Origin of the sequence: Belliella marina, from assembly GCF_042682445.1 — a bacterium.
In the GTDB taxonomy this organism is placed as follows: Bacteria; Bacteroidota; Bacteroidia; order Cytophagales; family Cyclobacteriaceae; genus Belliella; species Belliella marina.
On the sequence record NZ_JBHUHR010000038.1, the window covers coordinates 423913 to 448536 of the forward strand.

Below are 24624 nucleotides of genomic sequence, written 5' to 3' on the forward strand. Positions count from 1 at the left end.
CTTTGGCGTGCAAATAGGGTTACCTAACCAAATTTGCTATGAACCGAAATTCAGATAAATTCCTCTTTGAAGCACTCACCTACGATGACGTGCTACTTGTCCCAGGATACTCAGAAGTCCTCCCGCGCGACACCAATACCTCAACACAACTTACGAAGAATATCAGGCTAAACATCCCTTTGGTCTCAGCTGCGATGGATACCGTCACTGAAGCTGAATTGGCTATTGCCATCGCTTTGGAAGGTGGTCTTGGATTTGTCCACAAAAACATGTCCATCGAAAAGCAAGCTGCCCAAGTAAGGAAAGTGAAGAGATCCCAGTCAGGGATGATATTGGATCCTATCACCCTCCATATCGATTCCAAAGTAAGAGATGCTGAGAAGATCATGACCGAATTCCACATTGGTGGAATCCCTGTAGTCGATGAAAACAGAATCCTCATGGGGATCATTACCAATAGGGATTTGAGGTTTATCAAAGATCCAAACAGGGATATCAAAACCATCATGACCAAGGAAAACCTCATCACTGCAAAAGCAGGGATTACCTTGGAACAAGCGGAGGAAATCCTTCAGGAGTTCAAGATTGAGAAGCTTCCTATCATCGATGAAGAAAACAAATTGACTGGCTTGATTACCTACAAAGATATCCTGAAAAGAAGGGATAAGCCACATGCATGCAAGGATGAATACGGAAGATTGAGAGTAGGTGCTGCCGTTGGTGTGACAGCCGATATCGTAGAGCGGGTAGAAGCATTGAAAAATGCAGGAGTGGATGTTGTATCCATCGATACGGCACATGGTCATTCCAAAGGTGTGATCGAAACATGTAGAAGAATCAAAGATGCATTTCCAGATCTTGATGTGATTGTAGGAAATATTGCCACTCCTGAAGCTGCAATTGCATTGGCAGACGCAGGAGCTGATGCCGTAAAAGTTGGTGTAGGTCCGGGAAGTATCTGTACGACTAGGGTTATCGCAGGTGTAGGTGTTCCCCAGCTTTCTGCAGTTTTCGAATGTGCAGAGGCTTTGAAAGGAAGAAATGTCCCAGTCATTGCTGATGGGGGTATTAGATATTCAGGTGACTTGGTAAAAGCAATCGCAGCAGGTGGAAGTTCGATAATGATCGGATCATTACTGGCAGGAACAGAAGAAGCCCCTGGGGAAATGATTATTTTCGAAGGAAGAAAATTCAAGTCTTATAGGGGAATGGGTTCATTGGAAGCAATGGAGTCAGGATCAAAAGACAGATATTTCCAAGACGCAGAGGATAACATCAAAAAATTAGTCCCTGAAGGTATCGTCGGCAGAGTCGCTTACAAAGGATTGGTGCAGGAAGTGCTGTATCAATTGGTAGGAGGACTTCAGGCAGGTATGGGATACTGTGGTACACAAACCATTGAGGATCTACAGAAAAATGGAAAGTTTGTGAAAATCACCGCAGCAGGTGTCAAGGAATCACATCCACATGACATCAGCATTACCAGAGAAGCTCCAAACTATTCTGCTAAAATGTAGTTTTTTGTCGACAGTTAACGGTCAACTGTTGATCAGCTCATTCTGTAAAATTCTTTTTCTGTGGAAAGAGGGTTTTTAGAAGAAAGTCAATAAAAAAGCCGATGGTCTAATCCATTGGCTTTTTTGATTTGGTTCAATATTCCAAATTAGGGGAGCTAGCCCTGCCATCTTCGTAGAAAAACATATAGAGAATCGATCCCACAGGGGCGTTAGCCCTGAAATCTTTATGTTTCCCTCAAACTCCATATATCAAAAACCCACAAAATAAACAGCATAAAACACAAAGGTCTCCAAGACTTGAATTTCCTGGAGACCTTTATGTTCATTGCGAAAAAATCCTTCTGATATTTAGAACATCAGGGAATCTCACTTATTTAGCCGGAAATTTTTGAACTTCCAGTAAATTTTCTTTTGTCAAATAGGCTTTTGCAGCTGCTTGAATCCGCTCAGGTGTCACTTCCTCTATGGATTTTTTGCCGTTCAAGATGTCTTCCCATTCAAAATCATAAGCTCTTACTGTTGACATTTGCGAATTCCAAAAGTTATTGCGCTTCAGGTTTTCTTCGTACGCAATTCTTCTTTTTTCTTTCACTTTGTTGAGATCCTCTTCAGAAGGTCCATTTTCTTGGATTTTCTTCACTTCTGACCAAGCTGCCTCTGTCAACTTATCCACCATATCAGGGCTGCACGGAAACTGTATCGAGAAACTAAAATTGCCAACAGGCTGTATGCCCATGCTTCCACGAGCACCTACCCCATAAACACCACCTATTTCCTCCCTAAGGTTTTCAATGAGTTTGATACTCAATATCTCTCCCAGATAGGCTATGTCAGCAGCCTTCTTGCGGTCGTATTCCGTATCCCCGGAAAAAAGCATGATCACTTGGCTTTTCTCGTCAGTACCTACTTCTATCCGTTCAGTTTTTCCTTTTGGAGTCCTGATTCCCAGATCTACAAAGTCATCTTTCTTACCCGGATCGCCGGGAAGGCTGGCAATGTATTGCTCCAAAAGCGGCACAAATGTATCCAAATCTATATTTCCGGTGAAAAAGAATTCAAAATTGCCTGCATTGGAAAATCTATCTCCAAAGATCTCCAATCCCCTATCAACATTGATTTTATCATAATCTTCCGGGTCAAAAATACCCAGTGCCCTTGGATTTCCATTTGCAATGATTTTGTTCAATTGCTTTGAAAACTGGTAGTCAGGATTCGCCTGCGCACTTTCCAATTGGGATTTTTGATTGGCTTTATATACTTCATATAGCTCAAGGTCTTTTCTTGGCTTGGTAAAGTATAAATGCATCAATTGGAAAGCAGTTTCCAAATCTTTTGGTGAAGAAACTCCTGAAATAGTTTGTCCATAGGTGCTGATGTTTGGTGTAATGGAAACAGTCTTTCCGGAAAGTACCTTTCTCAAGTCTGTAGGTGAGAAATCTCCCACACCCATTACATTGACCATCACCCCAGCGTTGCTTGCATTCAGGTGATCTTCTTCGGAATAAAGCGAAGTTCCACCTTTTCCAGTGGCTGAAATCAGGATTTCGTCATTTTTGAAATCTGTTACTTTGACAAATACTTTCGCACCATTTGATAAAGTCAGTTCTTGGATATCAACATCATTGATTGTGTTTTGTGAAATCACTTTTCCAGGAACAGGCAATTCGGTGATTAAATCCTCAGCAAGTAGCTTTTCCTCGTATGGACTAAGTTGCACTTGTCCCACAGCATCAAAAAGCGCCAATACTTTCTCTTCGGTTGGCAAATTGTCTTTTTCCTTGTCAGGAGCAATGATGACTACTACCCTATTCTCATCTTTTACAAGTTCTTTTGCCAATGCATTGATTTCATCCACCGTGATTTCAGGAAGCGTCTCTTTGTAGAAATTGTATCTCCAATCTTGACTTTCCGCAAATTTACCCCCAAGGAAGTTGGAAACATACCTGCCTACAATGGACGTCGATTCTGCTTTATCCATTTCCTTGGCTGCCCTTTCGGCACTATTCAATACAGACTTCTTTACCCTTTCCAACTCTTGTTCTGTAAAACCGAACTGGGCAACCCTTTCGTTTTCTTGTATCAAAGCCGTAAGCCCATCATCTATTTTGCCTGGAATCACAGCTGCAGAGGCAGAAAAATAATCCATCTCCCGCACAAAATTGCCGTACCCTGTTCCTGCATATATAAAAGGTGCATCAGGTTTCTGTCTGATTTCGTCCAGTCTCTGATTGAGCATCCCACTGTATAGAGAGCGTTTCAGTGCCTCTTTATAATCCCCTTGTGTAACTGTTGGGCGTGCTTCATGCTTGTAATAAAGCTGGATCTGGATACCGGGAGCTTCCGCATCCGTGGCAATCGTTACAAAGGTCTCTTTGTGGGCAGGTACAGGGAAGCTTTCCCTTGGCTTGGCATTTGATGGGTTTTCCATCTCCTCAAAATACTCTTTGATCAATGCTTCCAATTTATCAGGGTCCTCATCTCCTACTGCGATGACAGCCATCAGATCTGGTCTATACCAATCCCTATAGAACCTACGGATTGTCTCATATTCAAAATTCTCAACAATCTCCATTTTGCCAATCGGCAAACGGTCAGCATACTTGCTCTCATGAAGCAAAACAGGCAAAAACTGATCCCTGATCCTTTGGCTATATCCCTGTCCTGTCCTCCACTCTTCCTTTATAATACCTCTTTCTCCATCAATATCCTCTTCTTCCATCAATATCCCATTTGCCCAATCTGCAAGAACGAGAAATCCCTTTCTTAGTATTGCCTCATCTTCGGATGGAATAGGCAAAATGTATACAGTCTCGTCAAAACCCGTATAAGCATTCAAATCCCCACCGAAAGAGACCCCGATCGATTGAAGGTAGCTGACAAGTTCATTTTTCTCAAAATGCCTGCTTCCATTAAAAGCCATGTGTTCGGTAAAATGCGCCAATCCTGCTTGGTCATCATCTTCCAAAATAGACCCCACATTCACAGCAAGCCTCAATTCTACCTTTTTTTCCGGTTTTGGATTTTGCTGGACATAGTATGTCAGTCCATTTTCCAATTTTCCTTTTCTGACCCGCTTATCCAAAGGGACTTTTTCATCATCTTGGGCGAGAACTGCAACAGAACTCCCAAGCCATAAAATCAATAAAACAATGATTTTTGAATACTTCATATTTATCTCTATTTATTTGGGGTTGTAATCTAAGAAAAAACTATTAGTTAATTAATACTCATTATTATATTTTTATTGATGGTGATAAGGCTCGTTTCTTAATATTGTGTAGGCCCGGTAAAGTTGTTCTATAAAAAAAACTCGCACCATTTGGTGGGAAAAAGTCATTTTGGAAAGTGAAAGCTTACTATTTGCCCTTTGATAGACAGCTTCGGAAAACCCATAAGGTCCCCCAATCACAAAAACGAGTTGCTTCAATCCCGAATTCATTCTTTTTTGTAAAACACTGGAAAAATCCATTGAACTAAACTGCTTTCCATTCTCGTCCAACAATATCAGCTCATCTGAAGCTTGTACCCTTTTCAGTATCAAATCCCCTTCTTTTTCCTTCTGGGATTCTTCAGAAAGATTCTTGGTGTTTTTAAGGTCCGGGATGATCTCCAGTTCAAACTTGATATAGAATCCAAGACGTTTGATATACTCGTCGGTGAGAGATTGTATCTCTTTACTATCAGTCTTTCCTACGGCAATGAGTTTGATTTGCATAAGCCAAATTTAACGCTGCCTGCCGGGTTTTGAAAGAGTTATCCATTTTATACAGGTTAAAAAATGTGAATATCTTCAATTATGATTATCCGCAATTATGCCATTATTAGCTATATAGTCCCTTGGTTATCCACCAACCTCTCATAAGTGCATCAAGTGGTACAATGCGCATATGTTGGTTTGGCAGTTGGTAAGAAAATGGATATATCTTGAATGCTGTTTTCAAATACTTGAATAAAAGAAGCCTCATCGAAAATTTTCGATGAGGCTTTTTTGTTCAGTCCTTGCATTTTATCCATTTCGGTTCGCTGCAAGGGTTGGGATTGTTTCCGATAAAACTTATGCCTTTTCAGCCAAGTATCCTTTACGCCTCAGGATGGTTTCTACGAACTTCTTATCGTTCTCAGAATTGAAAATCTTGTACGGAAGGTGAATAAATTGGGCTTTGGACATGGTAAGTACAAATGCATCCTTGGTTGCCTCCACTTTTTTGATCATATTCCAGTTGATAGGCATCCCCTGTTTGGCGTTAAGCTTCATCATCACTTGCCTGCTATCGATCTCATAGGACATTTTCTCAAACATGACTTTATTCTGTTCCATCTGTGTCACTCCGGCAAATTGGATTACCCAGAATAGCAGATAAAGAACATAAGCCAAAATCGCCATACTGATCCACCACCATGAGGCTATCCAAAAGTAACCACAAGCTATCGCTATTGCAATGAGAATAACCCACCATTGTTCTTTCAGCACATTGACGAGTCCCATCTTTATATAAGTCCCTGATTCGAGTTTGTATTTTTTTGTTTTTACTATCATTATTTTTGAAATTTCAGTCTGCAAATATCCGATGATATCGGCTATTTACCAAGCCAAGGTCAAACCTTTAATTATTTTTGAAAAATAATCCCTTTATTTGTTATTATTGATTGTAATAGTTGACTTAAACCTCAATTTATTCTATATTAAGGAAATTTTAAGTTATGAGTAGTCTAGTTGTCGATTTGATTGTCCTTGGTCTTACCTATGTGGTACTGATCTATATTGTGGCGATTTTGACCAAAGCTAGGTTGAATCGGCAGAAAAATGATTCGCAAGATGATGGTGAAGGGGGAGTAGAAAACTACACGCCACCCAAAATAGACCTGCCACCCGGTATCGTTTGGCCATCTGATATCAGATCCAAAAACAGGGACAAGACACCTGTGAATTTCTAACTGCACTTATCACAAACCCCTTGGATCAATAGGCTAGTCTCTTTATTGATGAAACCCAATGGGAGTTCGATTTTTGGCAAAGTAGCTTCCTCAATACATTTTGTTTCTCCGCATTTTTCACACTTGAAATGAACATGGTCATGGTCATGGTGCTCATGATCTTCATGGGAATGTGAACAAAGGGCATATTTGGCCGCCCCACTGTCATCCAATACTTTGTGGATTACATCTTTGTCTAGAAAAGTTTTCAGTGTTCTGTAGATCGTCACTCTATCAAAATCGTTTTGGAGGGTATTTTCAAGATCTGCGTGGGAAAGTGCAGCTTGCTTTTTCAGGAAAGTATCCAAAACTTCCTTTCTACAGTTCGTGATCCTAAGTTTGTGATCTTGAAGGATTTTCAAAGGGGTCATTGCCATGATTCGCTGTTTTTACTTCTAGTTTGGTAAAAATAGTGATAATTTTCTCTTCTTCCATAAATGTAAAAAGCTAGCCTTGAAATGGGCTGGCTTTTTACATTTAAACAATGGTATATAAACTGTCTTATTTAGGATCAAGTATACTTTTGACCCTTTCCAAGGCATCTTCCAAATGCAGTTTTGAAGTCCTGTCCGAAGTTCTTCCTATGGCACTGGTTATTTGTCTTTGCAATGTTTTCAGTTCACCTCTTACCATAGGCCTGATATCAGATTGGGAGGCATTGATCTGTGGACCTACAAATCTTCTGAAATTGGCAGGAATGCTTGGCTCGTCATTGCTCATCAAGTATTCCAACCTCTCGATATGCGCTCTCTGAAGGCTTCTTCGGTGGACATCGATCACACTTCCCTTGCCCAACTCTGTCCAAATACCTGCTCTCAAATCATCAAACAATTCTGTCATGGTGTATGCATCAGCCCCATTCAAAGCTTCATTTTCAATTACCCGTCCCAATCTTCCCCATTCAAGAATCCCGTTGAGGGCCCCAACCTGAACCCCTCTGATTCTCTCCAAAGCTCCAAAATCCCCTATTCTGGAAATGATGTTCTGATCCATCATCCAATTGGGAGTATTGAACAATTCTTTATTCAAAAATTGGACAGCCCTCTTTTGGGTAGCTTTATCGGTATGCTGATAGACAGCTTCGTTTTGTCCTGTAGATTTGTAGATCTCGTACACACCACCAATATTGGTTCTCACATGGCCCATGTATCTATTATACTGGCCGATTACCTGACCATACATTTCCTCCAAATCTGCATAACCCTTGTAAGGTTTATCATCTTCAGCTGTCCAATCCATCAGGTTTGGAAGAATCACTTTTAGGTTTTTGATCCCATATTCCGATGCCTTCATGGCATCATCACCCAAATCTTCACTTTGGGTACTAGGGTCATAATTATTCCCTTGGCGACCAAACCTATAGACTGGATCCCCTGCTTTTTCCAATATCCACTTATCCAAGATAGGCTGCTCCTCTTCAGGTGTCTTTGCATCCAAAATAGGCCGGTAACCCCAAGCGATTGAATACTTGTCATATGGCCCCACATTTGGCATCAAGCTTACATTCTTGTCTTCTGGCTGTGCGATATAGTTAAACCTTGCATAGTCCATGATAGACGGAGCAGTACTATATTTATCAGTAAAAGAAGCAGATCTCAAAGAATCTACAGGATAGGCATGTGAAGATGCAAAGTTGTGAGGTAAACCCAAAGTGTGTCCAACTTCATGCGAGGAAACAAACTGGATCAAACGGCCCATTACTTCCTCCCTGAATTTTACTCCCCTAGCTTCAGGATTGACCGCTGCTGTCTGGATAAAGAACCAATTTCTCAGCAAGTTCATCACATTGTGGTACCAGCCGATATCTGATTCGATGATTTCACCTGATCTTGGATCAGATACATGTGGTCCGTATGCATTTTGGATATCAGAGGCAAAATACCTGATCACTGAATACCTTGCATCTTCTGCACTCCACTCAGGATCTTCCTCAGGTGTAGGGGCATCTTTGGCGATGATGGCATTCTTGAACCCAGCTTCCTCAAAAGCCGCTTGCCAATCTTCTACACCTTGCTTCAAGTAAGGAATCCACTGCTTCGGAGTGGCAGGATCTATGTAAAACACTATCGGTTCTTTTGGCTCTACCAATTCCCCTCTTCTGAATTTATCATAATCTTCTTCTTTGACTTCCAGTCTCCATCTGTCCAAAAACCTCCTGGATGTGGCTTTTTGTTCGTCAAGACCAAAATCCACAACTGATCTGCTAAACCAACCTACACGTTGGTCTGCCAGACGCTGCATCATTGGCTCTTCTGGCAAAAGCACCATGGAAGAATTCATTTCTACGGTGATCAGGCCAGTACTGGAATTTGATGGTGGCTCTGATGCGGCATAGGTCATGACATACCTTGCCTCGATATTCATTGGATATGGGCTGATCCTTTCGATGTAAGACCTGTCAGCATCCAATCGTGTCACTTTATATTGTGTTCGGTTGTTTTTTGGTAGGCCAATAGCCTGAACATCCTTACTGAAAAGATCTGTCACCTCAATGACTACGCCCTTGTCATCTTTGGCCATTGCCTTCACATCAAACTTCTGAAGAATTGGCTCCAAATTAGATGCTTTTACAGCTATCGATATGGGCAATGAATCCGCAGCGGTATTGCTATATGACACGACCCTCAGGAGAACATTGTCATTTTCCTTGTCCCATCTTACGAGTAATGTATTGGTTCTCTCTCCTCCATAACCGATCCCTTCAGCCGTTTTGGCAATGGTGGTCACGATAAGCATTTCCCTTCCAAGCATTTCTCCAGGGATCTCATAGAAATATTTCCCCTCAATCTCGTGTACACTAAAAAGTCCCTCTTTTGTCTTTGCTTTGGAAGTAATTACTTCAGAGTATGGCTTAGGTCCCGGTTTGGAAGCCGGAGGCTTTGGTGCTGCCACAGCTGCGGGAGTCTCTTTTTTATTGTTTTTTTTCTTTTTGTTTTGGGCAGTACTTTCTTCTGCAAAAAGCACTGAACCCAAAAACAAAAGGCACATCAAAACTTGACGCACTTTTATTTGGGTAAACTTCTTCATATGTATATTGGTTGACATTTAGATTTTGAAATTAACTCGTTCTTGAAGAAAGTTCTTTAGGGGCAATCATTAAATTTGATAAGCGGTTATTCACTAAAATAAAAGGTGGTTTTTCCTATGAACTCATATGACATAATTATTATTGGAGGGGGATTGGCAGGATTGATTGCCGCAAACTTACTTGCCAAAAAACAAAGGCGGGTATTGTTGATTGAAAAGAAGGGCTATCCATTTCACAGGGTTTGTGGTGAGTATGTTTCTAATGAAGTAAGGGATTTTTTAGATAAAGAAGACTTATTTCCACATGAAATGGATATTGCCGACATCAATACATTTCAACTGACATCAGTCAAAGGGAAAAGTTTCTCCATGCCTCTTGATATGGGTGGGTTTGGGATCAGCCGCTACCTCTTGGATGATTTTCTCTATAAGAAAAGCCTTTCGGCTGGGGCTGAAGTATTGGTAAACACACAGGCGGAAGCAGTTGCTTTTGATTCGAAAGCTGATCAGTTCCTGATTACTGTAAGTAATGGAAATACTTTTGAATGCAAACATGTCATAGGTGCTTTTGGAAAAAGATCGAAAATAGACAAAGCATTGAACCGCGATTTCATCAAAAAGAGAAGTGCATATATCGGTGTAAAATACCATATCAAAACTGACCTTGACCCTAGCACTATAGCTTTACACAATTTCGAAGGCGGGTATTGTGGTATCAATAAGATAGAAAATGATAAATTTAACCTTTGCTATTTAGGATCTAGGGATCAATTGAGGGAAACGGGGAATATTGAAGAAATGGAGCGGAAGTTTTTGTGGGAAAATCCATTTCTGAAAAGGATTTGGCTGGAAAGTGAGTTTCTGTTTGACAGACCGGAAGTCATCAATGAAATCAACTTTATGCCAAAAAAAGCCATTGAGAACCATATGATCATGGTCGGTGATGCCGCTGGGTTGATCACACCACTCTGTGGAAACGGAATGGCTATTGCCATTCATTCCGGAAAATTGGCAGCCGAAGCAATCCTAACCCAAGCAGACAGAAAAGCAATAGAAGCAAACTATCTGCATACGTGGTCCAAGTATTTCAAAAGAAGACTGTGGATTGGCAGAAAAGTCCAGACCCTATTTGGTACCAAGGGAGCATCGGAATTTGCTGTCAGCATCATCAAAAACTCAGACTTTATAGCCCGTCACATCATGAAACAAACCCATGGAAATCCAATTTAGGGAAGTTTGGCATTATCAAATTTCCAAGATTTGGGTGTTTTTCAAAAAATACCATAGAAAAAAAATATTGAGGGAGATCGCCGAGATTTTGTTCATCCACATCGCCCAGTCATAATTGGCGTATTTGCTTTCATCCTTTTTGACAAACCAAAACCAAGTATAAAAATACAACACAACAGGCAACATTGCCATCAGAAAACCATAGAATGCCCATCCTTGATTTTCATTCAAAAAATACCAGGCAAAAGCCATTCCCCCAAGCAAAAACCAAATTGATGAAAAGACGAATGTGCCCTTGATACCTAATTTCAGGCTTAGCGTTTGGTCTCCCCTTTTTGCATCTTCTTCATGCTGGTATACTTGGGTAAGGGGGTATGAACCCCAAAGCAGGATGGAAGTCAGGATGCCGGGAATATATACTGAAGGGCTCAACAAAACCTCAAAACCAAGACCACCCAACCCCGCATAAGCCATACAGAAAGTAAAGCATCCCTGAAAAAACCCTGCAACAATCCAACTTATATATGGCCTCTTTTTTAACCTGATGGAAGGATGGCTGTATGCCATGGAAACCAATCCATAAACCAAAACCATCACTGCAAATGTGACATTCATAAGTGCTGCCAGTAAAATCGACACCAGAAAGAAAAGCAGCGAAAGGTAATAAAGGTCTTTTTTGACTTTTGGAGGTTTTTTCAGCCCACCAATACTGCCTTCGTCTTTGTCAAAGTAGCTGTTATACCCATTGCTTGAAGGATAAAGGAACAGGTGTAAAACCACAAATACCAATAAAAACCTTATTATATTCAAGTCGAGACTAAGAGACAAAGCAAACATAAATACAGGAAGTAGATAAAAGGAAAAAGGGATCCTCAAATGTTTCCAACTTGATAGACTGAACATATATTGATTTGTTTTGCTAACTTTTGGGAAAAGTACTTGTTTAGCCTAAAGCATCCAAATAAATTATTTAAAGAAAGAATCCAATCAATGAACAATTATATTTTGAGTATAGGCACCGCAAATCCAGGAAGTCCAATCCCACAAGATCAGATAAGCCGATTTATGCAACTTGCCCATCAGTTGGATGAAAGGGAATGCCGAAAATTGAATTTTATATACAAACAATCCGGGATCAATACCAGGCACAGTGTTTTGGATGACTTCAGGTATGAAGACTATAAGAAATTTTCATTTTTTCCAAAAAACAAAGATTTAGAGCCATTTCCAAGCACAAAAGACAGAATGCGCATATTTCAAGAAACCGCTTTGGGCATTGGAAAAGAAGCCATTCAAAATTGTTTGGATAAAGTTTCGGTCCAGACAAAAGATGTCACCCACTTGATATTGGTTTCCTGTACCGGCATGTATGCTCCCGGTCTGGAGATAGATTTAATTCACGCAATGGGTTTTCCAACTACTATTGAGCGCTATAGTATCCATTTTATGGGTTGCTATGCCGCTTTCAACGCCATAAAACTTGCAGACAGGATTTGTGATGCAGATGTCAATGCCAAGGTGTTGATTCTTTCAGTGGAACTATGTACCATCCATTTTCAGAAAGCCTATACCGAAGACAACCTGATTGCCAATGCTATTTTTGGGGATGGGGCAGCGGCAGTTTTGATATCGAAAACAGGCAAAGGCTTAAAAATCAAAAATTATGGAAGCCAAATCGTAAAGGAGGGTGCCAATGATATGGCTTGGTCGATCGGTAATTTCGGCTTTGAAATGAAATTGAGTAAATATGTTCCGGAACTATTGAGCCAAGGTATCCACAAACTCAGAGACTATTTGGAATCAAAACATCAGCTGTCATCCATTGCCAATTTTGCAGTGCATCCGGGAGGCAAACAGATATTACAAAAGGTCGAGGAAGCATTTAAGATCAATGCAAACCAAAACAATTTTTCGCACCATGTTTTGAGAGAAAAAGGAAACATGTCTTCTGCGACGATATTATTTGTACTGGAAAAATGGATGGGAGACAACAGCAGGTCGGGTGAAATATTGGCGATGGGATTTGGTCCGGGATTGACATTAGAGACACTTTTACTGGAGAAATGATGGGGAGATTCAGCCAAAGAAGTTATGAAAAAGAAATCATGGACGACTTGGAGTTTGAGGGGCCGGTATTGGATCAATCCCTCAAAGAACTCAGAACGATCAATAAATTTCTCGGTGGCAACAAAGTAACTACTTCAGGCTTGGAATATATCGTAAAAAAGTTTCCGCAGGATTGCTATTCGATCGCCGATATAGGTTGTGGCGGAGGAGATATGATCAGAGTGATGTCAGATTGGGCAAAGAAGAAAAACCATACGTGCAAATTTATTGGGATAGATGCGAATCCCAATACTATTGAGTTTGCGAGAGAGAGGTTGAAAGATCTGGATGGGGTAGCTTTGAAAACCGAGAATGTGTTTGATGAGAGTTTTGAAGAAGATCAGGTAGATATAATCACATGTACACTTTTCACACATCATTTTACAGACGATGAATTGATCAGGCTTTTCGGATCTTTCAAAAAGAAAGCAAAACTGGGAATCATCATCAATGACTTGCATAGACATCGGGTTGCCTATTTCAGCATCAAGCTATTGACAAAGATTTTCTCAAAATCACCCATGGTCCAAAATGACGGCCCTTTATCGGTTTTAAGGGGATTTTCCAGAAATGATTTAAATAAAACACTTTCATTATCAGGTATAAAAAATGCGAAAATCAAATGGTTTTGGGCGTTTCGTTGGCAAGTTGTCGGTTTGATTTTGTAGTTTTGTAATTCATTTAGTTCAATTTAAACCAACTTATTATGGAATTAGATTTAGATACAGTCTCGGTAATCCAGGCAAAAGCAATTGAATTTTTATTTGAGTTTGGGCCTAAGATCTTGGGTGCTTTGCTCATATTTATCATCGGTAAGTTTATCATCGGCTTTTTGATAAAAACCCTAGACAAGGTTTTCTTAAAATACAATATTGACCAATCACTTTCCTCTTTTCTTAAAAGCTTTTCAAGGGCTGTTTTGTATGTGCTGTTGTTTATTACGATAGCCTCTAACCTTGGAGTTGAATTGACTTCATTCATCGCCATTCTTGGTGCTGCCGGCTTGGCGGTAGGCTTAGCATTACAAGGCTCCTTGTCCAACTTTGCTGGCGGGGTTTTGATATTGATTTTCAAGCCTTTCAAAGTTGGCGATACCATTGAAGCACAAGGCACCTTAGGCGCTGTGGAAAACGTAGACATACTTTATACCAAAGTGAGGAATTTTGACAATAAAGTTGTCACCATCCCCAATGGTGCGTTGGCAAACAACTCCATCACCAACCTATCCCAAAAACCTACAAGAAGGGTAGACATGGCGATTGGTGTCGCTTATGGAACTGATCTTAAGAAAACCAGAAAGGTTATTTTGGATACACTCAAAAAAGACGATAGAGTCCATGCAGAACCAGAGCCGGTAGTGAAGTTCGCAAGTTTTGGTGACAGCTCACTTGATTTAGTCGTAAGATGTTGGACAGATGCAGGGGATCTATGGCCAGTGTTCTGGGACAATATGGAAGCACTCAAAGAGGCATTTGAAGCCAATGATATTGAGATTCCGTTCCCACAAAGAGATGTGAATCATTACTATCCAGAAGGAATTCCTGCAGCAAAATCTCTTGGAAACCCTGATGGAGGTCAGGAATAATTTTTTGATTTGAACCAAAAAAAAGCTACTCAGAAACGCCTGAGTAGCTTTTTTCATTTATGAACCTGAGTTCGACTATTCTCACTTTGTCAAAACAATTGAACTCAGGCTATGAGATCAACCTTTATTTGAATCTTTTCCGTTTTCTGAATTTTTGGATTTCTTCCCTTTTTTGCTGTCAGATGCACAACCAATATTCCTGGTCAGATCCACATCATCGGGAATCCCCCCAAAACCCTCACTGAAATCCCATTCTTCTGCTTCTTTTTCCTTTTTCCGATCTGTTTTCTTTGCCATACTCCTCTAACGTAAAACAGTGGTGAAAGACAATAATTTTCCAAAACCCCAGGGTTTATATCGGCCAATTATCCAAGAATTTTTCACCATTCAGAAAATCTGCAACTTCCGAAGGGTTAAGCAGACAAGCTTCCAGCTCCGCCGAAACGATTTCTTTGTCCAATCCCTGGCCGATGATCACCAATTCATTTTGCCTATCACCAAAGTTTTTGTCCCATTTTGATTCTATGTATTCTTGGTTTTCGATGTAGGAAGCGTAGCGACTCCTTTCTTTGAAAGGCATGCTCGCCCACCATACACCTACCGGCTCGGCTTTGACTGAACCTCCTGCCTGGGACCAGGATATTGCCTGGTCTTTTCTGGAAGCTATATAAAACAGCCCCTTGCTTCGGATGACACCCGCAGGCCAGTTGAAAGAAATATACTCCCAAAATCTTTGTGGATGGAAAGGTCTCTTATCCCTAAATACAAATGAAGAAATCCCATATTCTTCTGTCTCGGGAACATGGTCGTTTTCCAATTCAGCCAGCCAACCAGCAGAGGCTGAGGCTTCCTCAAAATCAAACATCCCTGTGTTCAGGATTTCTTTGGGATCGACCTTGCTATGATCACTGACGATGGTTTTAGCTCCAGGATTGAGCTTATTGATGATTGCTTTCAACTCTGAAATATGTGCCGGCGAAACCAAATCAGCCTTGTTGAGGATGATGACATTCGCAAATTCAATCTGGTCAGTCAGGAGGTTCACGATGCTTCTCTGATCTTCAGGATCATCATTGAGTGCTTTGGAGTGGACTGTATCCGCACTTCCAAAGTCCTTGTAAAAGTTCATGGCATCAACCACAGTCACCATGGTATCCAACCTGCTGAACCTGGATAAGTCTATACCCTTTTCTTCATCAACAAAACTAAAAGTCTGTGCCACAGGCAGCGGTTCTGAAATACCTGAACTTTCGATCAAAAGATAATCAAAGCGGTTTTCGCTTGCCAAGCGCTCTACTTCAAGCATTAGATCCTCCCGCAGCGTACAGCAAATACAACCATTGCTCATTTCTACGAGCTTTTCTTCTGTTCTGGAAAGTGTGTTTTCCTGTCTTACCAATTGTGCATCTACATTGACCTCACTCATGTCGTTGACGATCACTGCGACTTTCAGCCCCTCTTTGTTATGCAATATGTGATTGAGAAGTGTGGTTTTTCCAGCTCCCAAAAAACCGCTTAGGACTGTTACCGGAAGTTTCTTTTGCATTTTTTCATTTTAAGATGATCTCGGCATCCTGGAGTATAAAATTAAGCTCTTCAATATCATTCTCATTGAGCTTTAATTTCCCTCTGATTTTCACGATTTCATCTGTTTTGATTTTACGATTCGGTTTATTTTTAAGATAGCCAACGACAATACTCTCAGGCCCTGCCCCTCCACAAAAAAAGCACTCTGCCATGGGGAATTTAGACAAAACAGCGATGTTTGAAGCATTCATTTCCAATGGGATATAAAAACCCGAAACAGTCACTATCTTCCCTTCATATTCCATCAACTCATCCGGGAATTTTGGATAGAGAAAATACATCCCAAATTCCCTGTTAAGCTTCTCGACAAATCTTGTTTTGGAGAATAAAGCCCACATATCAGGCTCTGGAGCAACCATACTACAAAGGAGCAAAAGTCCCCCCATCAACGTTAAAGCTATCTTTTTCATCGTGTTCAATTGTTTTGAAAGAAGGCTCTGAATTCACATTCAGAGCCTATAGTCAACCATCATCATTCAAATGAAGAGAACACTATGTGAATGATATGGTTCAAAGGTAAACTATTATTATTTATAAACGCAACAATGTTGCATTTAATTTTTCATTTGTGATTTTCTTATCTGCTTATGTGATTCCCGCAAAAACATTTCCAAATGATCATTGAACCCCAAATTTATAAATTAAATCCATTCCAATATCCTATTTCAGTCCAGATCAGAGGCGTTACCAAAGATATCTCTGGGCATCGGGTTTTTTATTTCCTTTTGAAAGCTTATTTTTACGCACTATTTAGAATTTGTAAAAACGCAACAACAATATGCCATATCTATTTACCTCAGAATCAGTATCTGAGGGTCACCCTGATAAAATCTCCGATCAAATCTCCGATGCATTGATTGACAATTTTTTAGCTTTTGATCCAAGATCCAAAGTTGCTTGCGAAACATTGGTTACTACAGGACAGGTAATCCTCGCCGGAGAAGTGAAATCTGAAACTTACCTTGACGTCCAAAAGATAGCAAGGGATGTCATCAATAGGATTGGCTATACCAAAGGGGAATATATGTTTGATGGAAATTCATGTGGTGTATTGTCTGCCATCCACGAACAATCCCCCGACATCAACCAAGGGGTGGATAGACAAAGCCCAGAAGAGCAAGGCGCAGGAGATCAGGGAATGATGTTTGGCTATGCGACCAAAGAGACTGACAATTACATGCCATTGGCATTGGATCTTTCCCATAGGATTTTGAAAGAATTGGCAGCCTTAAGAAGAGAAAGTGATGCCATCAAATATTTGAGACCTGATTCCAAGTCACAAGTTACCATCGAATATTCCGATGACAACCAACCGCAAAGAATCGATGCGATTGTGGTCTCTACCCAGCATGACGATTTTGCAGATGAGCCCACTATGCTTACCAAGATCAAAGAAGACCTGATCAACATCCTCATCCCGAGGGTAAAAGCACAGCTGAAACCTGAAATCCAGGCATTATTTACCGATCAAATCACCTATCATATCAATCCAACAGGGAAATTTGTCATTGGCGGTCCCCATGGAGATACGGGTTTGACTGGCAGAAAAATCATCGTGGATACCTATGGAGGAAAAGGGGCTCACGGAGGAGGGGCTTTTTCTGGAAAAGACCCTTCTAAAGTAGACAGATCGGCTGCCTACGCAACAAGACATATCGCCAAAAACATGGTGGCTGCAGGGATTGCTGATGAAATCCTTGTACAGGTTTCTTATGCTATTGGCGTGGCCAAGCCAATGGGTATCTATGTGAATACTTATGGTACATCCAAGCTGGGATTGTCAGATGGTGAAATCGCCAAAAAAGTAGGAGAGATTTTTGACATGAGACCTTATGCCATCGAGCAAAGATTGAAACTGAGAAATCCAATCTATGAAGAAACTGCAGCCTATGGGCATATGGGCAGAACCAACGAAGTAGTAAACAAAACATTCTACACACCTGATGGCAAGTCAATAAACTTGGATGTTGAGTTGTTTACTTGGGAAAAACTCGATTTTGTTGAGAAGATCAAGAAGGCATTTGGACTTTGATTGTTCGAAAACCCCTTAAAACAAAAAAAGCGACTTAGAGGTCGCTTTTTTTGTTTTTCATCTAAGCTCTAATGGATGAATCCCAATGCTTAGTCTCTGTTTTTCTTATCTGCCTGTTTGGCTTTTTTCTCGGCTCTTTTTTCCTTCAAGTTCTTTTCAGGTTTTTTCTTGTCCGCTTTCTTGACCGTGTGTTCCTTTGCCATAATATTATATTTGTAAGGAAGATACAGGTTTTATTCCAATCTTTATTAGAATCTTGAGGATTTATTAAATGGGCGAAAACCAAATTGAGTCAATTTCAGAAGCTATTTTTGAAGACAGCTCAGAATACAGCTTTTCCTATCAGTTTTCGAATCAAAGAATGAAGGTAAAGCAGAATTTGATTTCACATCCCGCTATCCTATTAAGCTAGGCCAATATAATTCCATCTGTTCCAAGCTCGACATGGCTCAAAAAAAACAGTATTGAAAAAGCAGTACGACCCTACACCCACTAATGAGGAAATAAAACGCTATGTAAGGAAGCGAAGCAAGAGCACATATTAGCCCTTTCCCAAAAGACTTGAAAGCGCTCTTAAATCTCTTAAAAAACAACACAGTAGATATCCAGCCATCCAACATGTAGTTGGACGACTGGATACTTTGCAGCAAATTCAATTGTCCCAAAAAAAGTGTTTTTTGGGACAAAAATTAAGTTTCCTATAAATTATTATTCAATTTAACGTAAAATACTATTTACTTTTTTATGTATATTTGTAAATTATATTTAACATTATGTCTAGAAACAGTATTATATTACTGCCTAAGAACAAGAAGCTTTTACAAGCAGTGGGAGAAAATATCAAGTTAGCACGCTTACGTAGGAAACTAACGATGGATCAGGTTTCAGAACGAGCTGGGATTTCCCGACCCACACTTTCTTCCCTAGAAAAAGGGAGTCCTTCAATTTCTATAGGTATTATCCTCCAAGTTTTATTAGTATTAGGGCTGGAGAAGGACATATTGCTTTTGGCAGACGATGATGTATTGGGCAGAAAAATACAGGATGCCGAGCTAACCGTTAAGGAACGCGGTCCAAAAAAACGTTAAGAAAGAATGGCTCTTGAACGAAAAGAGATATGGGTATATGCGCATTGGGATGGAATTGAAGCTCCATTCTTAATGGGAAGTTTATATGCTACACCATCTAGAGGGAAAGAAATATTTTCCTTTGAATATGATAAAGGATGGTTACAATCGGATTATGCCCAGATCATAGATCCAGACCTACGATTATTCAAAGGAGCTCAGTACCTCAATGATGGGAAATCTAATTTTGGTATTTTCCTAGACTCTTCACCTGATCGATGGGGACGGGTGCTCATGATGCGCAAAGAAGCCGCCAAAGCCAGAAAAGAAGATCGACGTCCTAAAACTTTAATGGAGTCGGATTATCTACTCGGGGTTTACGACCATAACCGAATGGGAGGACTTCGTTTTAAAATAGCAAAGGATGGTGCTTTTTTAGATGATAATGAAGCAATGGCCGCACCGCCTTTCGCTGCACTTAGAGATCTTGAATTTGCCAGCCTACAGCTAGAGAAAGAAGATGCCCCAAATAACCCAGAATACCTAAAATGGCTCAATATGCTAATGGCACCGGGGTCTTCCTTAGGAGGTGCAAGACCTAAAGCCAATATACAAGATATTAATGGCTCTTTATGGATTGCTAAATTTCCAAGCCAAAATGACCAGCAGGATATGGGGGCTTGGGAAATGCTAGCGTATCGACTTGCCATCCAATCTGGCATTGAAATGGCATCGTCAAGAATGCAGAAATTTTCGCATCACCAACACACCTTTTTGACACAACGCTTTGATAGGAAAACCAATGGTACTCGTATCCATTTTGCCTCTGCAATGACCTTATTAGGATATACTGATGGAACGGACTATCGAGATGGGGTCAGTTATCTAGAGCTCCTTGAATTTTTGATGCAGAATGGTGCTGATGTTGATAATGATCTCAAGAAGTTATGGAGACGTATTGCTTTTAATGTTTGTATTTCGAATACTGATGATCACCTTCGCAATCACGGATTTCTGTTAACAGATTCCGGTTGGGTGCTTTCACCTGCCTATGATATCAATCCAAACCCGAACGGTACTGGTTTAAAACTTAATATTTCAGAAAACGACAATGCTTTGGACTTAGACCTGGTACGGGAAGTCGCTCCTTATTTTCGGTTAAAAGAAAAAGAAGCCAATGCTATTATAAGTACAATTCAGCAGCATGTAGGTCATTGGCAACAAATTGCCATGGATCTAGGTATTCCAAGAAATGAAATGGAATTTATGAAAAATGCATTTAAGCATTAAAATATTTGTTGACACAAAATAATAGCATTTCAAATCAAGGGAGATGTCAAACTGAAAATACTATTAACCTGAATTCGACTATTCTCACTTTGTCAAAACGGTTTTAAATGGTGAGAACTACGAAAAGAAGGTGCGAACTTTTTTATGAAGTAATATTGGGATATTGCGGATTGAAAAAGTGAAGTAGATTGCCGTTTAAAACCGAATAGTCGGCTCAGTCATTCATATGTCTGTACCCTGATCTGCAAAAGAAGCTTTGCTTACCCCTGATTCCTGCCATCTACAAAACAGGTTGTAAAATTCTTCGTTGCTGAATTTTTTCATGATGCAACTTTACGAAAAATAAACTTTTGCCATGGTCAGGACTTGTTCGGATGGACACTAAGAACTATTGTTTATTTAATCCCTAAATGCCAATAAGCTCAAAATAGACACCACACATACAGCACTAATGAAGTGTTTTTATAGACTGTTTTTTGTCCGTAAATCTCTTTTGACTCCAGACTATAACCATCATGCCAATCACAATCAACGGAATACTTAAAACCTGCCCCATGTTCAGCGTAAGGTTTTCTTCAAATGCCACTTGGTTTTCCTTTAAGAATTCCATCAAAAATCTTTGTATAAAAACCAGTAATAAGCCTAGCCCAAACAAAAAACCTTTATGGTTGCGATGTCTACCTGATTTCCAAAGAATAAATAAGATGATAAAAATTGCAAAGTAACATAGCGCCTCATAAAGTTGTGCCGGGTGTCTAGGAACTTGGTCGACTTTCAGGAATACAAAAGCCCAAGGTGCCTGCGCTGACATACCGATGATTTCAGAATTCATCAAATTACCCAATCTGATAAATCCCCCCATCAATGAAGCAGCAATGGTCAACCTATCCAAATTCCAAAAGATATCCTTTTGGAATTTTCTACAATATAAAAACAGTGCAACCAAAGCCCCAAGTACTCCGCCGTGACTTGCCAAACCTGCAAATCCAGTAAACTCAAATTTGGGCTCAATTCGAATGGGGAGAATCTCAATGGGATTGTTTAAATAATAAATGGGCTCATAAAAAAGGACATGACCAAAACGTGCCCCAATAATAGCACCGAGCACCACATAAGCAGTAAGCTGGTCCAAGTCTGTTTGAGAAAGCTTTTCATATTTGAAAATCTTTAGCATTACCTGATATCCCAACAGCATCCCTATGGCCCAAAATAGTCCATACCATCTCAAATATTCGAAACCGGGGAAAATCCGGGGATCTATATCCCAAATTACATATCCTATCATCCTCCTTGAAAACAAATAACCAAAACAATGACCATGATTATATTTGCAATAAGCCTAGGCACCTTTATTGACCAGAAATCTTCTTGCCCTATTATAAATAGGATTTCTTGTTCATCTGCCAGCTCCATGGAATTCTGAAGTAGAAATTGTCTCCAAGCAGGTTTGAGTTTATTTAAATTCATTGCGATATTTTTTTTAGTTTACTATGAAGTTCTGATTTTATCCTATTCAACCTTGTGCTCACATTTGTTGGAGTGATTTTTAGAATATTAGAGATTTCCTTATTCTTGTACCCTTCTAGGTATAATATGACAATAGCCTTATCCAGCCCTTTTAAGCAGAGCATAACAATATTTAAAAGTTCTCTGTCATCATCAGCCATAACTGTTGGCATCATGATATCTGTGACGGATAGAGGTTCTGTAATTATTTTGTTCCTTTCATTCCTAACTTTGGTAAGCAAGGTGTTTAGGCTTACCCTGTAAATCCACGTGCCAAGTGAGGAGTCTCCTTGAAAGGTCTCAAAGGATTTCCATAACTGAAAGACGATGTCTTGGTAAGCATCTTTTTGATCTTCATGACTCACATAATAGGCTTTGCAAAGACTTTTAATAATACCTTGATTATCCTTGATGATTTGTATGAAGTTTTGCTTTTGCGATTCCACCTGAATTATGGTCTATATATAATCGTTAGTATCATATAATTAAAAATTGTCACAAACAATCAATATTATTTTTCTCAATATTGTCAGAGAACAAATCAAATACGAATTAAAGGAAGGAATTGCACATTTTGCCTTTTCCCTTAAATATCAAAAACCTGTACTCCCGTGACGTAGAAGTTCGCTAAAAGAACAAATAGAATACTTGTTAGTCATTCCATAGAACCTTAAGTCGTAACTCATATTTTCTCAATTTTACAGGCTAGTAAACACACATGTCTAATAATTGGACTGATTAACTTTTATTGTTTTTTATCCTTAAACATACCCAATCTCACCCAAACAAAAAAAAACAAGGTTGGAGAACATTGATTGCCTATAGTGCAGAAAAACCAGTCCTACAAAATGGAAACTCTAAATACCTAGTTTCATAAACATTCTACCTAGCAAGCCCTTCTCCCTGTGGATTTCAGTAAATCGCCACAGGCGGATAAAGCAGCCACTAGACAAATGTGGAGCATCATAGTTTGTCCCATATATCGGGAGATTCCTTAAAAAACAAACCCTATACACATAAAAGCCCTGATAGATTTTTACATCCATCAGGGCTTTCCGATAGGAATCGGTATCAAGGGCTTTTCTCTAGTGAGCCAAATGTTCTACACCGTTTTTTAATTTTACTCTTTGTCTAATCTCAGCCAAAGTTTGGTCAAACAACAGTTTTCCATCCCTGAAAATTTCTTTCAGTTCGCCTTGCTGCTCTTCTTCCCAAGTCGCTTGGTCAACTAGCTTGTAAGTTCCATTTTCAAGCTCGATTTTCATGAGTCCTTTTGCGGATTTTTTTGTCCCGTCATCTGTTATTGGGTCTTTGAAGATTTCCCTGCCCTGTCCATTGACTTCTCAATAAGTAGCTTTCATTGCAAAGCCGAAGGTGTCTCTTGTGTTGTATTGGTAAGTGTATGAGCCAATTCCCAGAACTACATTTGTTGATGCAAATCCTTTTTCTTTAAGCCTTTCACAGATTGCCGTTGCTCTTTCGACTGTAATACTGTCGCCATAGATTGCACCAATATGTGGGTCTAGTTCTTTGTAGCCTTTTGCATTAGTTGTCCCGCCAAAAGTCTCCCAAAGCAATTCAATAACACCTTTTTTCTCATTTTCATTTTTCCCATTCGGATTGCCACAAATAATATCCACCGGGTCGCCACTGTCGGGACGGACAACAACTTTGCCATCTCTGCTTAAAACTTCTTGTTTCAGTTTAGGCAAATATTCTGTTAGCACCTTCCACAAATCCCAAGTATCAGAGACAATTGAAACGACTCCTTTTGGATACACATCACAAATTAAACGTGCGAAAGTACCAATTTCATCTTCTATAGTCCCCATACACATGACGCTATGTTCGGTAGCAGCAACTGATCCCCCAATCAATTCTTTGTCAGAATCGGCATTGTAATATTTTTCCAACAGTGAAATTGCAGGAATGGTATCGGTACCACTAAAACTTAATAAATGTCCACTTGCAGAAATCAAACTAGCTTCAATGCCTGCCATTCCACGCATTGAAAAATCGTGTCCTTGCCAATCTACAAATTCAAGGATGGAAGAAGTCTCATGAGCATAGTTGTCCAATACTTTTCTGTATTGTTTTGCAATTGTGGCAGAAGTACAAGGCATCCAAACGACTGCTGAAACAAGAGTTTCAAAATAGTTGGTAAGCCAAAAGAATTCGGGTAATGTGTTGTACATTGTAAACATAGGCACTCGCATCGGCACACTTGCGCCTTCGGGAAGTGCTTTGATCACCATTGGGATATAACCCAAATCGTGTAAATCCCCAATGTGTTTTGCCCCAACTTGATTTTCGCCCAAATAATTGTTTATCCTTCGACTATATTCGGCAACCACCTTTTCTTTTGGCTGAGAGAAAAAGTACGTTTCAAAATCTTCTAAAATATATTTTTTGATGAAATATTGAAGTCCAAAAAAAACAACTTCTTCAACTCCATCAATACGGCTTTTTCGTGGCGTCCAATTTGAATAAACTAATGTCGTCCCGTTTGGATATTGTCTTCTGTGGTCGACTTTGTAACCGTCTGTTAATAATAAAGGATTCATATATTTTTTGTTTTAACTATTTCTACTAAATCATTTATGACTCCCCACAATCTTACACGTAGTGTTGAATTGCTGCAATAATTAATCTGTCGAATAATTTTTCACCGAAATACCTTCTGTTTAGCTTATATACGAACTC

23 protein-coding genes are annotated in these 24624 nt (G+C 39.8%); 9 read left to right on the top strand and 14 right to left on the bottom strand.

Annotation, left to right across the window (positions count from 1 at the left end; genetic code table 11):
* Positions 1–38: 38 nt before the first annotated feature.
* Positions 39–1517, top strand: coding sequence for an IMP dehydrogenase (gene guaB / locus ACFSKL_RS13790; protein WP_376886854.1), 1479 nt, complete (start codon positions 39–41; stop codon positions 1515–1517).
* Between the two features lie 370 nt (positions 1518–1887).
* Here guaB and ACFSKL_RS13795 read toward each other — a convergent pair whose 3' ends face one another.
* The 3 genes from ACFSKL_RS13795 to ACFSKL_RS13805 all read right to left on the bottom strand — a co-directional run bounded on the left by ACFSKL_RS13795 (position 1888) and on the right by ACFSKL_RS13805 (position 6054).
* The gene (locus tag ACFSKL_RS13795; protein ID WP_376886856.1) at positions 1888–4686 is read right to left on the bottom strand and encodes a M16 family metallopeptidase; all 2799 of its coding nucleotides are present in this window, start codon (positions 4684–4686) and stop codon (positions 1888–1890) included.
* Between the two features lie 72 nt (positions 4687–4758).
* Complete coding sequence (gene rlmH / locus ACFSKL_RS13800; RefSeq protein ID WP_376886858.1) at positions 4759–5232, bottom strand: 23S rRNA (pseudouridine(1915)-N(3))-methyltransferase RlmH; 474 nt, start codon at positions 5230–5232, stop codon at positions 4759–4761.
* Positions 5233–5571: 339 nt separating this feature from the next.
* Complete coding sequence (locus ACFSKL_RS13805; protein WP_376886859.1) at positions 5572–6054, bottom strand: YcxB family protein; 483 nt, start codon at positions 6052–6054, stop codon at positions 5572–5574.
* Positions 6055–6218: 164 nt separating this feature from the next.
* On the opposite strand from ACFSKL_RS13805, the gene ACFSKL_RS13810 reads away from it, so the two are divergent.
* Positions 6219–6452 (top strand): hypothetical protein, encoded by a 234-nt coding sequence (locus ACFSKL_RS13810; RefSeq protein WP_376886860.1) that lies wholly within the window; start codon positions 6219–6221, stop codon positions 6450–6452.
* Here the strand turns inward: ACFSKL_RS13810 and ACFSKL_RS13815 are convergent.
* Both ACFSKL_RS13815 and ACFSKL_RS13820 read right to left on the bottom strand, forming a co-directional pair.
* On the bottom strand, positions 6449–6868 hold the full coding sequence (locus tag ACFSKL_RS13815; RefSeq protein ID WP_376886861.1) for a Fur family transcriptional regulator: 420 nt from the start codon (positions 6866–6868) through the stop codon (positions 6449–6451). The genes ACFSKL_RS13810 and ACFSKL_RS13815 overlap by 4 nt on opposite strands.
* 124 nt (positions 6869–6992) lie before the next feature.
* Positions 6993–9518 (bottom strand): zinc-dependent metalloprotease, encoded by a 2526-nt coding sequence (locus ACFSKL_RS13820; protein ID WP_376886863.1) that lies wholly within the window; start codon positions 9516–9518, stop codon positions 6993–6995.
* Between the two features lie 117 nt (positions 9519–9635).
* On the opposite strand from ACFSKL_RS13820, the gene ACFSKL_RS13825 reads away from it, so the two are divergent.
* Positions 9636–10748 carry an NAD(P)/FAD-dependent oxidoreductase gene (locus tag ACFSKL_RS13825; protein WP_376886864.1) on the top strand — a complete coding sequence of 371 codons (1113 nt, stop codon included), beginning with the start codon at positions 9636–9638 and terminating at the stop codon, positions 10746–10748.
* A 15-nt stretch (positions 10749–10763) separates the two neighbouring features.
* Here the strand turns inward: ACFSKL_RS13825 and ACFSKL_RS13830 are convergent, their stop codons facing one another.
* Positions 10764–11651 (bottom strand): UbiA family prenyltransferase, encoded by an 888-nt coding sequence (locus ACFSKL_RS13830; protein WP_376886865.1) that lies wholly within the window; start codon positions 11649–11651, stop codon positions 10764–10766.
* 87 nt (positions 11652–11738) lie between these two features.
* Between ACFSKL_RS13830 and ACFSKL_RS13835 the strand changes: the two genes are divergently transcribed.
* The 3 genes from ACFSKL_RS13835 to ACFSKL_RS13845 are packed head-to-tail and all read left to right on the top strand — an operon-like array spanning position 11739 to position 14439.
* Positions 11739–12815: a type III polyketide synthase gene (locus ACFSKL_RS13835; protein WP_376886866.1), complete on the top strand. Its 1077-nt coding sequence runs from the start codon at positions 11739–11741 to the stop codon at positions 12813–12815.
* Positions 12812–13522, top strand: coding sequence for a methyltransferase domain-containing protein (locus tag ACFSKL_RS13840; protein ID WP_376886867.1), 711 nt, complete (start codon positions 12812–12814; stop codon positions 13520–13522). Before ACFSKL_RS13835 ends, ACFSKL_RS13840 begins: the two co-directional genes overlap by 4 nt.
* Positions 13523–13560: 38 nt before the next feature.
* The gene (locus tag ACFSKL_RS13845; RefSeq protein ID WP_376886868.1) at positions 13561–14439 is read left to right on the top strand and encodes a mechanosensitive ion channel family protein; all 879 of its coding nucleotides are present in this window, start codon (positions 13561–13563) and stop codon (positions 14437–14439) included.
* A gap of 117 nt (positions 14440–14556) precedes the next feature.
* Here the strand turns inward: ACFSKL_RS13845 and ACFSKL_RS13850 are convergent, their stop codons facing one another.
* From ACFSKL_RS13850 to ACFSKL_RS13860, 3 genes are read right to left on the bottom strand one after another with little or no spacing between them, the layout of a single operon-like run.
* Positions 14557–14736, bottom strand: a complete 180-nt coding sequence (locus ACFSKL_RS13850; protein ID WP_376886869.1) for a hypothetical protein — start codon at positions 14734–14736, stop codon at positions 14557–14559.
* Positions 14737–14791: 55 nt separating this feature from the next.
* Positions 14792–15985: a GTP-binding protein gene (locus ACFSKL_RS13855; protein WP_376886870.1), complete on the bottom strand. Its 1194-nt coding sequence runs from the start codon at positions 15983–15985 to the stop codon at positions 14792–14794.
* Between the two features lie 4 nt (positions 15986–15989).
* Positions 15990–16436 carry a hypothetical protein gene (locus tag ACFSKL_RS13860; protein ID WP_376886872.1) on the bottom strand — a complete coding sequence of 149 codons (447 nt, stop codon included), beginning with the start codon at positions 16434–16436 and terminating at the stop codon, positions 15990–15992.
* Positions 16437–16804: 368 nt separating this feature from the next.
* Here ACFSKL_RS13860 and metK point away from each other — a divergent pair, with 368 nt between their 5' ends.
* From metK to ACFSKL_RS13875, 3 genes are all read left to right on the top strand, one after another.
* Positions 16805–18058 (top strand): methionine adenosyltransferase, encoded by a 1254-nt coding sequence (gene metK, locus ACFSKL_RS13865; protein ID WP_376886873.1) that lies wholly within the window; start codon positions 16805–16807, stop codon positions 18056–18058.
* A gap of 773 nt (positions 18059–18831) precedes the next feature.
* Entirely contained in the window at positions 18832–19146 is a 315-nt protein-coding gene (locus ACFSKL_RS13870; protein WP_376886875.1) for a helix-turn-helix domain-containing protein, read from the top strand.
* A 6-nt stretch (positions 19147–19152) separates the two neighbouring features.
* The gene (locus ACFSKL_RS13875; RefSeq protein ID WP_376886877.1) at positions 19153–20415 is read left to right on the top strand and encodes a type II toxin-antitoxin system HipA family toxin; all 1263 of its coding nucleotides are present in this window, start codon (positions 19153–19155) and stop codon (positions 20413–20415) included.
* Positions 20416–20863: 448 nt separating this feature from the next.
* Here the strand turns inward: ACFSKL_RS13875 and lgt are convergent, their stop codons facing one another.
* From lgt to ACFSKL_RS13900, 5 genes are all read right to left on the bottom strand, one after another.
* Positions 20864–21700 carry a prolipoprotein diacylglyceryl transferase gene (gene lgt, locus ACFSKL_RS13880; RefSeq protein ID WP_376886879.1) on the bottom strand — a complete coding sequence of 279 codons (837 nt, stop codon included), beginning with the start codon at positions 21698–21700 and terminating at the stop codon, positions 20864–20866.
* Complete coding sequence (locus ACFSKL_RS13885; RefSeq protein WP_376886880.1) at positions 21697–21882, bottom strand: hypothetical protein; 186 nt, start codon at positions 21880–21882, stop codon at positions 21697–21699. Before ACFSKL_RS13885 ends, lgt begins: the two co-directional genes overlap by 4 nt.
* A complete protein-coding gene (locus ACFSKL_RS13890) occupies positions 21879–22367 on the bottom strand; it encodes an RNA polymerase sigma factor (RefSeq protein ID WP_376886881.1) in 489 nt (162 codons plus the stop codon). The genes ACFSKL_RS13885 and ACFSKL_RS13890 overlap by 4 nt, the downstream gene beginning before the upstream one ends.
* A 639-nt stretch (positions 22368–23006) precedes the next feature.
* Complete coding sequence (locus tag ACFSKL_RS13895; protein WP_376886883.1) at positions 23007–23186, bottom strand: hypothetical protein; 180 nt, start codon at positions 23184–23186, stop codon at positions 23007–23009.
* 78 nt (positions 23187–23264) lie between these two features.
* Positions 23265–24485, bottom strand: coding sequence for a nicotinate phosphoribosyltransferase (locus ACFSKL_RS13900; protein ID WP_376886884.1), 1221 nt, complete (start codon positions 24483–24485; stop codon positions 23265–23267).
* Positions 24486–24624: the final 139 nt, after the last annotated feature.